Below are 13340 nucleotides of genomic sequence, written 5' to 3'. Positions count from 1 at the left end.
CGCCGAAGGCGGGGAGGGGGGAGGGCGATCGCTACGTGGGCCTCGCGACGCGTCGGGTCAATCCCATGGGAGGGGTTCGCCTCGTTGGAGGGCGCCGATGGCGGTTTCGATCGATCGCACGACGGCGTCGATCTCGATGACGTCCTTGTTGTCGAAGCGCAGGAGGGTGAAGCCGAGGCTCTCCAGGTAGCGGGTGCGGTTGGCTTCGTCTGGCCAGTCGTGTGAAGGGTCGTCGACCTCGATGACGATCTTGGGGTTGAGGCAGGCGAAGTCGACGATCCACGGGCCGATGGGGACCTGCCGTCGGAAGCGCACACCCAGCTGATTGCGTCGGATGCAGCCCCAGAGGCGTGCTTCGGGGATCGTCAGGTGATTCCGGAGGGCTCTCGCGCGGTGGCCGGTGATCGGGTCGTGGGGTGGCCTCGACATGCTGTCAGGGTGCGGGGTTCTTGGGTGTGTTGCTAGGGGGTCGCTTTGGAGTGATCGCGACGCGTTAGCCCTCCCCCCTCCCCGCCTTCGGCGGTACTCCCCCCTTCGGGGGGAGAGAGTCCTGAAGCAGCCCGAGGCCATCCCACAGACTCTCCTCCCCCGAAGGGGGAGGTGGATCGGCCCGGTAGGGCCGAGACGGAGGGGGAGGGCGTGCGCGTCGCGAGGCCTCTCCTCCCCGTGGAGGAGGCTGCAGCGACCGTAGGTCGCTGACCGATGGGTGAGGGCGGCCTGGCCCCTCGCCCCTCGCCCCTCGCCCCTCGCCCCTCCTCCCCCCTCGCTACCCTCGCCTTCATGTCGCGGGCGGACGCTCATCTGGCTGAAGTCGACCCTGAGGTCGAGGGGCTGATCAACAAGGATGCGGATCGGCAGCGCAGCAACATTCACCTGATCGCGTCGGAGAACTTCGTGTCCCGCGCCGTCATGGAGGCCTCGGGATCGATCCTCACCAACAAGTACTCGGAGGGGTATCCGGACAAGCGGTACTACGAGGGGTGCGCCGTCATCGACGAGGTCGAGTCCCTCGCCATCGAGCGGGCCAAGGCCCTGTTCGGTGCCGCTCATGCCAACGTGCAGGCCCACTCGGGTGCCCAGGCGAACATGGCGGTCTACTTCGGGCTGCTCAAGCCGGGCGACAAGATCATGGGGATGAAGCTCGACCAGGGCGGGCACCTCACCCATGGGTCCCCGGTCAACTTCTCCGGGATGCTCTTCGACTTCGTCTCCTACGGGGTCGACCCCGACACCGAGGTCGTCGACATGGAGGAGGTGGCCGAGCTGGCCCGCAAGGAGCGGCCCCGGATGATCGTTGCCGGGTTCTCCGCCTACTCGCGGATCATCGACTGGGCGGCGTTCCGGCGGGTGGCCGACGAAGTTGGGGCGCTGTTCGTGGTCGACGCCGCCCACATCATCGGGCTGATCGCCGGGGGAGCCAACCCCAACCCGACGCCGCACGCCGACGTGGTCACCGCCACCACCCACAAGGCGATGCGCGGTCCCCGCGGCGGGCTCATCCTGTCGACCGAGGAGTACGCCGCCGAGATCGACAAGGGGGTGTTCCCCAACGTCCAGGGCGGGCCGATCAACAACCACATCGCCGCCAAGGCGGTCGCCTTCCACGAGGCCGCCACCCAGGACTACCGCGACTACGCCGCTCAGATCGTCGCCAACGCCCGGGCCATGGCCGAGGCGGCCACCGGCGACGGGCTGCGGGTGGTGTCGGGCGGCACCGACAACCACCTGTTCCTCATCGACCTGCGCTCCGTCGACGAGGACCTGACCGGGCGCGACGCCGCCCGGCTCCTCCAGACGGTGGGGATCACACTCAACTTCAACACCATCCCGTTCGACCCACGGCCGCCGTATCGGGCCACCGGCCTGCGCATCGGGCTGCCCGCCGCCACCACCTGCGGGATGAAGGAAGCCGAGGTGGCCGAGGTTGGTCGGCTCATCGCCACCGCCCTGCGCGGCCGCGACGACGCGGCCACCCTGGACGGGGTGCGGGGTAGGGTCGCCGAGATGGCTGCGGCGCTCCCGGCGTATCCTCCGGGGTTCCCGGGGCACGTATGACCGCCGGTTGCGACACACACCCCGCGGCGATAGATTGTGAAGGAAATCACAAGCGAGGCTCGGAGGGGAGCCCATAGATGAAGGTCTCCGCCCACCGCCGGGTGGCCGAATACACCGCGGCCACCGTCGACTCCACGGCCTTCTTCGGGTCCATCATGGCTGGGCTACTGCTGGGGTTTCTGGGCGACAAGGCTCTGGGCACGTACCCGCTCCTGGTGGTGATCGGGATCATCGGCGGATCGGTGATCGGCTTCTGGAGGATGTGGCAGATTGCGACGCGAGACGATGAGCGCTGACGTCGAGGCCACGCTCGCCCGTCACCTGGTGCGCCGCGCCGTGGTCGTCGGCCCGGCGGCCGTGGCGGTCGCCTGGGCGCTGCGGGGCCCCGACGGCGCCGTCGCCGCCGGCGTCGGGGTAGCCATCGTGGTCGCCAACTTCCTCGTCTCCGGGGTGGTGCTGTCGGCGGCGGCGCGCATCTCCCTGTCCCTCTATCATGCGGCCGCGCTCCTCGGCTTCCTGCTGCGCCTCGTGCTCATCACGGTCGTCATGCTGATGGTGGCGCGGGTGTTCGACATCGATCGCGTGGCGTTCGGGATCGCCGCGGTGGTGAGTTACCTGGTGCTGTTGACGCTGGAGGCGGCTGCGGTCGCCCGGGGAGGAGAGAAGGAGTTGGAGTGGATAGCCTGATCCTGGCATCAGAATGCGACACCGCCAAGGAGATCATCTGCCGCCCGGACAACGTGGTCGAGCTCTTCGAGCACACCGAGGCGCTCTTCACGATCGGGCCGCTCGCCTTCACCCGGACCGTCTTCCTCATCTTCCTGGCGGCCCTGATCGTCATCGCCTCCCTGTACGTCGCGTTCCGCCGGCCCAAGGTCGTCCCCGGCAAGTTCGGGGTGATCATGGAGGCCATGGTCGGCTTCGTGCGCGACGACGTGGCCAAGGGCACCATCGGTCCCGACGGCGGCAAGTACGTCCCCTACCTGCTGTCCATATTCCTCTTCATCCTCGTCGGCAACCTCTTCGAGTTGACCCCCTTCATCAACTTCCCGATCACCTCGCGTATGGCGATCCCCCTCATGCTCTCCGTGTTCACCTATCTGATCTTCGTGGCGGTCGGGTTCTCCAAGAACGGCCTCTCCTACCTGTGGGGGATCATCTGGCCCAAGAGCGTCCCGGTGGGCCTTCGCTGGTTCGTCGGACTCATCGAGTTCGTCTCCACGTTCATCCTGCGGCCCATAACCCTGGCCGTTCGACTCTTCGCCAACCTGGTCGCCGGCCACCTCATGCTCACGCTGCTGCTGGGCTCGGGGTGGCTGTTCTTCGCCAGCGTGGGCGACATCGGGATCAGATCGGTGATCGGCATCCCATGGTTCGTCTTCGGGCTGGGGATATTCGTGTTCGAGTTCGTCGTAGCGGTGCTGCAGGCTTACATCTTCACGCTGCTGTCGGCGGTGTACATCCAGACATCGGTGCATCCGGAGCACTGAGGAGGAAAGAGAAAATGGAAGAGATCAAGGGAGCGATAGCGCTCATCGGCTACGGGCTGGCGGCGATCGGTCCCGGCATCGGCATCGGCATCGTGGTGGGCAACGCCATCCAGGCCATGGTCCGCCAGCCCGAGGCCGCCGGCGTCGCTCGGACCACGATGTTCCTGGGGATCGCCTTCACCGAGGCGCTGGCCCTGATCGGGTTCGTCCTGTTCTTCATCGCATAGGAAGGTGCGACCATGATTCGAGTCTTTGCATCGCCCTCGCTCCTCGCCCTCGGCGAGGGGGCGGTGGACGACCACGAACCCTCCGGCATCGACCTGCTGCTGCCGCCCACCGCCGAGCTGATCGCCGGGCTCATCGCCTTCGCCATCATCTTCGCCTTCGTGTGGAAGTGGGCGCTCCCTGCGGTCAACCGCATGCTGGAGGCTCGCCAGCAGGCCATCACCGGCCAGCTGTCGGAGGCGGAGAAGTCCAAGAAGGAGGCCGAGAAGCTCCTTCAGGACTACAAGGCGCAGTTGGCGACCGCCAAGGAGGAGGCCGCCCGCATCGTCGATGAGGCCCGCCAGACCGCCGACGCCCTCCGTCAGGAGATCGATGCCAAGGCGAAGGCCGATGGCGCCGCCATCGTCGCCAAGGCGCGTGAAGACGCCGCCGCCGAACGCGATCGGGTCACCGCCGGGCTGCGCGACGAGGTCGCCAGCCTATCGCTCGACCTGGCGCAGAAAGTGGTCGTCGGCTCCATCGACGCCAAGGCCCAAAAGGCGCTGGTCGAGAAGTACATGACCGACCTCGAGAGCCTCAGCTAGTGGCTCACCCTGCAACGCTTGCCGCGCTCAGGACGGGCCCCGTCACCCCCGGCGGCGTCCTCCTCCTCGACGCATCGCACGGATGCGCCTTCGTCGTGCGTCCTTGCCGGATGGCGACGCTGCCTCGCCCTGAGCATCACCAGCGTCACAGGGAGAGCCACTGATGACCGCCGATGCCCGCATCGACGGCTACGCGGCGGCGATCCTCGAGTTCGCCAAGGCCGAAGACGAACTGGCGCGGGTCGGTGATGAGCTGTTCCGGATCGCCCGGTCGTTCGAATCGTCGAACGAACTACGCGACGCTCTCACCGACCGCCGCGTCCCCGTCGAGCGCAAGCAGGGCATCGTCGCCGACATCCTCGGCGACAAGGTGTGCCCCCTGACCATCAACATGATCAACTTCGTGGTGAGTGCCGGACGCGCCGGCGACCTGCCGGCCATCGCCGACCGGCTCGCCGAGCGTGCCGCCGCCGCCCGCGACAAGGTGATCGCCGAGGTGCGCTCCGCCACCAAACTCGACGCCGCCACCGAGGCCCGGCTCGCCACCGCCCTCGGGCGTGCCACCGGGCGCGACGTCGAGCTGAAGACGGTGGTCGATCCCTCGATCATCGGAGGCATCATCGCCCGGGTGGGCGACGTCGTCATCGACGGCTCGGTGACCAGCCGATTCCAAGAACTTCGTGAGACCCTGAACAGGCGCTGAGGAGAGACATGGCGGAACTGACCATCAACCCGCGGGACATCACCGAGGCGCTGCGCCGCAACCTCGAGGGATGGGAACCGTCCCTCTCCGCCAGCACCGTCGGCGAGGTCCTTTCCGTCGGTGACGGCGTTGCCAGGGTGTCCGGGCTCCCCAACTGCATGGCCTCGGAGATCCTCGAGTTCCCCGGCGACCTCGTCGGCGTGGCCCTCAACCTCGACGAGGATTCGATCGGCGCCGTCATCATGGGTGACTCCGCACAGGTGCAGGAAGGCGACCCGGTCAGCCAGACCGGCCGGGTGCTCTCGGTACCGGTCGGCGATGCCATGCTGGGCCGGGTCATCGACGCCCTGGGCAACCCGATCGACGGGAAGGGTCCCATCGAGACCACCGAGCGGCGCTTGCTCGAAGTCCAGGCACCCAGCGTGGTCATGCGCCAGCCGGTGAACCAGCCCCTCCAGACCGGCATCAAGGCCATCGACGCGATGACCCCGATCGGGCGCGGTCAGCGCCAGCTGATCATCGGCGATCGCGGCACCGGCAAGACCGCCATTGCCGTGGACGCCATCATCAACCAGCGCGGCCAGGGCGTGAAGTGCATCTACGTGGCCATCGGCCAGAAGGCCTCCACCGTGGCCGGGGTGGTCGACTCGCTCGAAGCGGCCGGCGCCATGGAATTCACAGTGGTGGTCAACGCCGCCGCTTCTGCCTCGCCGGCCCTCCAGATGTATGCCGCTTACACCGGCTCCGCCATCGGCCAGCACTGGATGTACAACGGGGAGCACGCCCTGGTGGTGTTCGACGACCTGTCCAAGCAGGCGGTCGCCTACCGCGAGATCTCCCTGCTGCTGCGCCGCCCCCCGGGCCGCGAGGCCTACCCGGGCGACGTCTTCTACCTGCACAGCCGCTTGCTGGAGCGCTGCGCCAGGTTGTCCGACGAGCTCGGCGGCGGTTCGCTCACCGGCCTGCCCATCGTGGAGACCAAGGACGGCGACGTGTCGGCCTACATCCCCACCAACGTGATCTCGATCACCGACGGCCAGATCTACCTGGAGAACGACCTGTTCTACTCGGGGGTGCGGCCCGCCATCGACGTCGGCAACTCGGTGTCCCGGGTCGGCGGCAACGCCCAGCTGCGGGCGATGCGCACCGTGTCGGGCACGCTGCGTCTCGACCTCGCCCAGTACCGCGAGCTGGAGGCGTTCGCCGAGTTCGGATCCGAGCTGGATGCGGCGTCGCAGTCGCAGCTGGCCCGCGGCGCCCGCGTCGTCGAAGTGCTCAAGCAGCCGCAGTACGCCCCGGTGCCCGTCGAGGACCAGGTGGTCGCCATCTACGCCGTCACCCAGGGCCTCATGGACAAGGTACCGGTCGAGCGTGTCGCCGAGTTCGAGAAGGGACTCGTCGAATACATACGCAGCCGCCACGGCGCCCTCCTCAACGAGATGCTCTCCACCGGCAAGCTGCCGGAAGGGGATGCGATGAAGGACGCTATCAAGAGTTACGCCGATTCTTTCGCAGCGGAATGAGAACGCTCAACGCTCAACGCTCAACGCAAGAACCCGTCTTGCGTGAAGCGTTGAGCGTTGAGCGTCTCGTACGGAACGACACCAGGTAACCGACATGGCTTCAGCCGAACTCCGCCAAATCCAACGCCGGATCAAGAGCGTCCAGTCGACGATGAAGATCACGCGCGCCATGGAGCTGATCGCTGCTTCGCGGATCGTCAAGGCGCGGCAGAGGGTGGCTGCCGCTCAGCCGTATACCAAGAAAATGAACGAGGTGGTGCGCAACGTCGCCGCCGCTTCGGGGGGCGCGTCGCACCCACTGCTCGAGCAGCGGGAGGTGCGCACCGTCGGGGTGCTGGTCGTCACCTCCGACCGTGGACTCGCCGGGGCCTACAACTCCAACGTGATGCGCCTCGCCGAGACACGGCTCATCGAACTGAAGCGCAGCGGTGTGGACCTGAGGGTGTACGCCGTCGGCAAGAAGGCCCTGGGGTACTTCCGGTACCGCGGGTATCAGATGGAGCGATCGTTCCTGGGGGTCACCGACACCCCGGGATACGGCGACGCCCGGGCCATCGCCAACCAACTGATGAACGACTACGCCGAGGGCAAGGTGGACGCGGTGGAGGTGTTCAGCACCTTCTACCTCTCCGCGCTGACCCAGAAGGCTGAGTCGGCCCCTCTGCTGCCGATCGCACCGCCGGAGCGCGCCGGCGATGACGAGCAGAGCCCCATCGCCTACACCTACGAGCCGTCGGCGCAGAACATCCTGAGCCGACTGCTGCCCAGGTACGTGGAGGCGAGCACCTTCGGCATGCTGCTCGACGCCTCGGCGTCGGAGCACGCCGCCCGACGCCGGGCGATGAAGGCGGCCACCGAGAACGCGGAAGAGCTGGTCCGGCTGCTGAGCCGCGAGGGCAACCAGGCCAGGCAGGCGGAGGTCACCTCAGAGATTTCAGAGATCGTCGGCGGCGCCGAGGCGCTGACCCGAGGGTGAGAGAAGAGGAGAGTCGTCAGTGAGCGAAACACAAACCACCGGCAGGATCATCAAGGTGGCGGGTCCCGTCGTCGACGTGGAATTCCCACCCGACGCCCTGCCCGAGATCAACAACGCCCTCGAGTGCGAACTGACCATCGAGGGCGAAACCGACACCATCACCTTCGAGGTGGCCCAGCACCTCGGTGACAGTCGGGTGCGGGCCATCGCCATGAACGCCACCGACGGCCTGGTGCGCGGTACCGCGGTGCGCGACACCGGTGCCCCCATCTCGGTGCCGGTCGGCCCCGGAGTCCTGGGGCACATCTTCAACGTGCTCGGCGAGCCGCTCGACGTCGACGAGTCGGAGCTGAAGTACGACACCCGCTGGCCGATCCACCGGCCCGCCCCGGCCTTCGAGGACATCACCGCCCAGCGCGAGATGTTCGAGACCGGCATCAAGGTCATCGACCTGCTCGAGCCGTACGTGCAGGGCGGCAAGATCGGCATGTTCGGCGGTGCCGGCGTCGGCAAGACCGTCATCATCCAGGAGATGATCCACCGCGTCGCCACCGAACACGGTGGTGTGTCGGTGTTCGCCGGGGTGGGGGAGCGCACCCGTGAGGGCAACGACCTGTTCCGTGAGATGAACGAGTCCGGTGTCATCGACAAGGCCGCCCTGGTGTTCGGTCAGATGGACGAGCCGCCCGGCGTGCGTCTACGGGTGGGGCTGTCGGCGCTGACCATGGCCGAGTACTTCCGTGACGAGCTTGGCCAGGACGTGCTGCTGTTCATCGACAACGTGTTCCGCTTCACTCAGGCCGGCTCCGAGGTTTCCACGCTGCTTGGCCGCATGCCGTCGGCGGTGGGCTACCAGCCGACCCTGGCCAACGAGATGGGCGCCATGCAGGAGCGGATCACGTCGGTGAAGGGCAAGTCGATCACTTCGCTCCAGGCCATCTACGTGCCCGCCGACGACCTGTCCGACCCGGCGCCGCACACCACGTTCGCCCACCTCGACGCCACCACGGTGCTGTCCCGGAAGATCTCCGAGATGGGCATCTACCCGGCGGTCGACCCGCTCGACTCCACGTCGCGCATCCTCGACCCCCGGATCGTCGGCGAGGAGCACTACAACACGGCCCGCCAGGTGCAGCAGATCCTGCAGCGGTACAAGGACCTCCAGGACATCATCGCCATCCTCGGTGTGGACGAGCTGTCGGAGGACGACAAGCTGGTGGTGGGCCGGGCCCGCCGCATCCAGCGGTTCCTGTCCCAGCCGTTCTACGTGGCCGAGCAGTTCACCGGCATCCCGGGGGTGACGGTCCCGCTGGAGGACACGATCCGCTCGTTCAAGATGATCGTCGACGGCGAAGTCGACCACATCTCCGAGCAGGCCTTCTACATGCAGGGCGGCATCGACGACGTCCTGGCGAAGCAGAAAGAGTTGGAGGCGGCATGAGGCGGCTCGACCCCGCTTCATGCGGCTACCGGCTACCGGCTACCGGCTACCGGCTGAACGTTGGCCCCTCGAGTGTCTGGTTGGTGGCTGGCAGCTGGCAGCTGGCAGCCGACGACCGGAGGTCGTCCCGTGGCTAAGCCCTTCAGGCTCGATGTCGTGTCGCCCGAGCGGGTGGTGTGGTCCGGCGAGGCGACGATGCTGATCACCCGGACCACGGAGGGGGAGATCGGCATCCTCGCCGACCACGAGCCCACCATGGCGGCGCTGGCCACCGGATCGTCGATCATCCACGCCGCCGACGGCACCGAGATCACCCTCGCCATGCACGGCGGGTTCCTCCAGGTGTTCCGCAACGAGGTGACCCTGCTCACCGACCGCGCCGAACTCTCCACCGGCGACGCCGAGGAGGCTCGCGCGCTGGCTCAGGAGTTCGCGGAGCAGGAAGTAGCGGAGGAGTAGCCGCCTTCGGCGGCCGTCATCCGTCGACGGTCATCCGTCATCCGTCCTACGCGGTCCCCTCCCCCGAAGGGGGAGGTGGATCGGCCCGGTAGGGCCGAGACGGAGGGGGAGGGCTGACGCGTCGCGAGGCGCGCGTCGCGAGGCCCACGTAGTGATCGCCCTCCCCCCTCCCCGCCTTCGGCGGTACTCCCCCCTTCGGGGGGAGGAACCGCGGGGGAGGGGGAGGGCTGACGCGTCGCGAGGCCTGCGTAGTGATCGCCCTCCCCCCTCCCCGCCGCTCGCTCCGCTCTCGGCGGTACTCCCCCCTTCGGGGGGAGGAACCGCGGGGGAGGGGGAGAGCTGACGCGTCGCGGGGCCTGCGTAGTGATCGCCCTCCCCCCTCCCCGCCTTCGGCGGTACTCCCCCCTTCGGGGGGAGAGAACCAAACACTCTCCTCCCCCGAAGGGGGAGGTGGCTCGGCCCGGTAGGGCCGAGACGGAGGGGGAGGGCTGACGCGTCGCGAGGCCTTCGGCGGTACTCGCTCTTCCGCTACAGCGGTAGGTCGCGTTCGATGGTGGTGCCGGGCTTCATGTCCAGGAGTTCGGAGGCGAGCGCCACTCGGATCGGTGGGGCGTCGCTGTCGCCGGATCGGATCCGCAGTCTGTGGTGGGTCACCTCGACGTCGAGACGGTGGCCGCGGAATTGGATGGCGAAGGTGAGGCGGGGGAGCGGTGAGGGGAGCTGGGGGTCGAACCGGAGCACGCCGTCGATGGTCTCGATCCCGGTGTAGCAGCGCTGCACGATGTCGATGGTCCCGGCCATCGCCCCCATGTGGATCCCCTCGCGGGTGGTTCCCCCCTGGGTGTCGGCGACGTCGAGCTGGAGTGCTTCCCGGAACAGAGCCCACGAGGCTTCTCGGTCTGCCCGGGCGAGAACCCATGCATGGGCGACCCGGCTCAATGACGACCCGTTGGTGGTCCTGGCCAGGTAATAGTCGATGGTCTCCGGGATGGTCTCCGGGTCGAAGTCGTAGCCCATGTGCGCCAGCAGGTCGGTGAGTTCGTCCGCCGAGAACAGGTAGAAGAGCATCAAGGCGTCAGCCTGCTTCGACGCCTTGTACCGGTTCATCGAATCGCCCTCGGCGTCGAGGATCAGATCGAGTCGGCCGATGTTCCCGTACTTTGACCGGTACGCCTCCCAGTCGAGCTCCTCCAGCTCGTCGAAGCCGGAGAACTGGGCGATGATCCCGCTGTCGAGGAACGGCACATACAGGCGCCGGTTGACGTCGTCCCACCGGTCGAGCTCGTCTTGCTCGACTCCGAGCCGCTCCAGCACCGACTCCCCGTGATTCCGCAGCAGGAGGTCGCATGCCTCGGCTGCCCGTCGTAGGAGCCAGGAGACGAGCACGTTGGTGTAGGCGTTGTCGTCGATCCCGCCACCCGGATCGCCCGGGTATCCGTCCTGGAATTCGTCGGGTCCCATCACACCCCGGATATGGAATCGGCCGTCGTCGGCATCGTCGACGGCGAGGCTCTCGAAGAAGCGGGCGATCTCGATGAGCATCTCGGCCCCGTAGCCGACGAGGAAGTCGGTGTCGCCGGTCACCTCGAGGTACTGCCAGACGTTGTGGGCGACGGCGAGACCGACGTGGCGCTGGCGTCGTGATCGGTCGGGCATCCACGCACCCTTCTTCTGGTTCCACAGCTGCGTGGGGGTCTCCTCGCGTCCGTCGCTGCCGCTCTGCCACGGGAACATGGCGCCGCGGTGCCCTTCGGCCGCGGCGTTGCGCCGGGCGGCGTCCAGGCGCCGGTAGCGGTACAGCAGGAGCTCGCGGGTCAGGTCGGGCAAACGAAGGTCGAGGAACGGGAAGATGAAGAGCTCGTCCCAGAACAGGTGCCCGCGGTAGGCCTCACCGTGCAGGCCCCTCGCCGGGACGCCGACATCGCGGTCGATGACATTGGGCGAAAGGGTCTGAAGGACGTGGAACACGTGGAGGTCGAGGATCCCTGACACCTCCTGGTCCGGTGACTCCAGGAGCAGCCGGCAGTCGCGCCACAGCTGGCGCCAGGCGAGATGATGTCTACGGGCGAGCCGGTCGAACGAAGGGGCGTCGCCCAACATGACCCGGCTCGCATCGAGGGGCTCGGAAATAGCCGGGTCACGGCTCGTCGCCAGGGCAGCCGTCTTCTCGACGACGACGGTTCGGCCCTGCTCGACGGGTGAGGTGAGGATCAGGCCGACGCCGTCGGGGGGAAGCCACTCCGAGGGCTCGACCTGGATCCCGCCGTCTGCGGCCAGTCGGGTGCGGGTGGCGACGGCGATGCGGAGGCGCGACTGCACCGTCTCGGCACACAGCCATGCCTCATCGGGGAAGGAGGTGCCCCGGTCGGTGACCCGGATGTGGCGGCCCTCGAGCGCGATCTCGTCGGGCACGTTGCGGTTCTCGACCGTTCCGTCGACTGCCGAGCGGACCTGGATGGACCCGGACCAGTTCTCCGGGGTGATGTACCAGACGAGCCCGGCGAGATTGGGTTGGGCGATGGAGACGATCCGACGCTCGACGACGGTGGTGCGGCGGCCTTCGGCATCCTCGACCACGAACTCGCGCCGGAGCTCCCCGTGCAGCAGGTCGAGTTCTTGGCTGCGCCCCGACAGGTGGAGTCCGTCCTCGCCGAGCCAGACGCCGTCGAACGGCCGAAAGGTGAGCGGGAGCCAGTTGGGCAGGTTCACCATGCTCTCGTGCTCCAGCGCCACACCGTCGACGATCGACGTCAGGCGGTTGAACAGGCCGGCGGCGTAGGTGCCCGGATAGTGGACACCGTCGGCGCGCGCTTCCGGTGCCGCCCCCCGGGTGCCGAAGACCCCGTTGGCGAGAGTGGACAGAGCCTCGCGGCGGCCCTCGTCGGCGGGAGCGAAGGCGCCGAAGGTGAGCGTCGCCGGCTCGGTCATCGCCGGGGCCCCGTCGACCGCCACCTCGGCGAGGTCGGTGACCACGTCGTCGGCACCGTGGCTGATGAACTCCTCGGTCCGCTCTCCTGACCGGTCGACACCGATCACCAGGCCGAAGCCGCCGCGACGAGCGGCGGCGACTCCCGGCAGGGCGTCCTCGAAGATCACGGCGCGGGCTGGTTCCACGCCGAGCCGGCGCGCTGCCTCCAGGAACATGGCGGGATCAGGCCTCCCCGGCAGCCCGAGCTCGGCTGCCACGACGCCGTCGACGACCACCTCGAACAGTGAGCCGAGCCCGGCCGACTCGAGCACGGCGGCGCGGTTGCGGCTCGCGGTAACCAGCGCGATGTCGATCCCACTTCGCTCGGCCGCCCTGGCGATGTCGACCGACGAGGCGAGCGCCTCGGCGGGCTCGGCGGCTAGGGCGTCGAGGAACAGGTCGTTCTTCCGGTTGGCGAGTGCCCACACCGACGCATCGCCGGGGTCGTCCGCGGGAGTGCCCGACTCCAGATGGGCGCCGCGGTCGGCGAGGAAGGCAACGATGCCGTCGAGGCGGGAGCGACCGTCCACGAGCTTGTGGTAGTCGTCTTCGGTGAACGGGCGGGTATCGACCCCTGGCCCCGTCGCCCCGACGAGCCAGTCGTCGAAGAGGCGTTTCCATGCCGCGAAGTGCACTCGGGCGGTGTCGGTGACCACCCCGTCCATGTCGAAGATGATGGCGTCGAAGTCCCGCTTGCCGATCACCAAACGCGCCGTCATCGGTGGCACCGAGACGGTGAGACCGGCGACCCACCCGGGCGGCGGTCGAAGGAGCTCGAGCGAGTCGGGCGGGAACTGGTTCGACGCAGCGACACGGCAGGTGGGACCTCTTCGGGGACAGCGGAATACGCTAGTGGCTCGCCCCCGTCCCGGCGGCGCCGAGGAGCCGATGGGTAGGATGGCTGGCGAGTCGCCGA

General features: G+C 68.0%; 13 protein-coding genes. 11 read left to right on the top strand and 2 right to left on the bottom strand.

All coding sequences use genetic code 11. From position 1 onward, the window contains the following. Positions 1–57: 57 nt before the first annotated feature. The gene (locus WEA29_01450; GenBank protein ID MEX2322420.1) at positions 58–429 is read right to left on the bottom strand and encodes a DUF559 domain-containing protein; all 372 of its coding nucleotides are present in this window, start codon (positions 427–429) and stop codon (positions 58–60) included. 351 nt (positions 430–780) lie between these two features. Here WEA29_01450 and glyA point away from each other — a divergent pair, with 351 nt between their 5' ends. From glyA to WEA29_01395, 11 genes are all read left to right on the top strand, one after another. After that, on the top strand, positions 781–2055 hold the full coding sequence (gene glyA, locus WEA29_01445) for a serine hydroxymethyltransferase (GenBank protein ID MEX2322419.1): 1275 nt from the start codon (positions 781–783) through the stop codon (positions 2053–2055). Positions 2056–2132: 77 nt separating this feature from the next. After that, complete coding sequence (locus WEA29_01440) at positions 2133–2351, top strand: AtpZ/AtpI family protein (GenBank protein ID MEX2322418.1); 219 nt, start codon at positions 2133–2135, stop codon at positions 2349–2351. Then, positions 2341–2742, top strand: a complete 402-nt coding sequence (locus WEA29_01435; protein ID MEX2322417.1) for a hypothetical protein — start codon at positions 2341–2343, stop codon at positions 2740–2742. The genes WEA29_01440 and WEA29_01435 overlap by 11 nt, the downstream gene beginning before the upstream one ends. Continuing rightward, entirely contained in the window at positions 2730–3545 is an 816-nt protein-coding gene (atpB, locus tag WEA29_01430; protein ID MEX2322416.1) for a F0F1 ATP synthase subunit A, read from the top strand. The genes WEA29_01435 and atpB overlap by 13 nt, the downstream gene beginning before the upstream one ends. 14 nt (positions 3546–3559) lie before the next feature. After that, complete coding sequence (gene atpE / locus WEA29_01425) at positions 3560–3772, top strand: ATP synthase F0 subunit C (GenBank protein MEX2322415.1); 213 nt, start codon at positions 3560–3562, stop codon at positions 3770–3772. A 12-nt stretch (positions 3773–3784) separates the two neighbouring features. Further along, positions 3785–4354 carry a F0F1 ATP synthase subunit B gene (gene atpF / locus WEA29_01420; protein MEX2322414.1) on the top strand — a complete coding sequence of 190 codons (570 nt, stop codon included), beginning with the start codon at positions 3785–3787 and terminating at the stop codon, positions 4352–4354. A 163-nt stretch (positions 4355–4517) separates the two neighbouring features. Then, positions 4518–5057 (top strand): ATP synthase F1 subunit delta, encoded by a 540-nt coding sequence (gene atpH / locus WEA29_01415; GenBank protein ID MEX2322413.1) that lies wholly within the window; start codon positions 4518–4520, stop codon positions 5055–5057. Between the two features lie 8 nt (positions 5058–5065). Next, on the top strand, positions 5066–6580 hold the full coding sequence (gene atpA, locus WEA29_01410) for a F0F1 ATP synthase subunit alpha (protein MEX2322412.1): 1515 nt from the start codon (positions 5066–5068) through the stop codon (positions 6578–6580). A gap of 94 nt (positions 6581–6674) precedes the next feature. Further along, positions 6675–7556 (top strand): F0F1 ATP synthase subunit gamma, encoded by an 882-nt coding sequence (locus WEA29_01405; GenBank protein MEX2322411.1) that lies wholly within the window; start codon positions 6675–6677, stop codon positions 7554–7556. Positions 7557–7575: 19 nt separating this feature from the next. Beyond that, a complete protein-coding gene (atpD, locus tag WEA29_01400) occupies positions 7576–8997 on the top strand; it encodes a F0F1 ATP synthase subunit beta (protein ID MEX2322410.1) in 1422 nt (473 codons plus the stop codon). A gap of 129 nt (positions 8998–9126) precedes the next feature. Further along, positions 9127–9456 carry a F0F1 ATP synthase subunit epsilon gene (locus WEA29_01395; GenBank protein MEX2322409.1) on the top strand — a complete coding sequence of 110 codons (330 nt, stop codon included), beginning with the start codon at positions 9127–9129 and terminating at the stop codon, positions 9454–9456. A gap of 528 nt (positions 9457–9984) precedes the next feature. Here WEA29_01395 and WEA29_01390 read toward each other — a convergent pair. Further along, positions 9985–13143, bottom strand: a complete 3159-nt coding sequence (locus WEA29_01390; GenBank protein ID MEX2322408.1) for an HAD-IA family hydrolase — start codon at positions 13141–13143, stop codon at positions 9985–9987. Positions 13144–13340: the final 197 nt, after the last annotated feature.

It is taken from the genome of Acidimicrobiia bacterium (assembly GCA_040902765.1).
GTDB lineage: Bacteria > Actinomycetota > Acidimicrobiia > Spongiisociales > UBA11373 > DATKBG01.
Note: the sequence above shows the minus strand (reverse complement) of the source record. Positions and strands in the feature narration are given on the sequence as shown.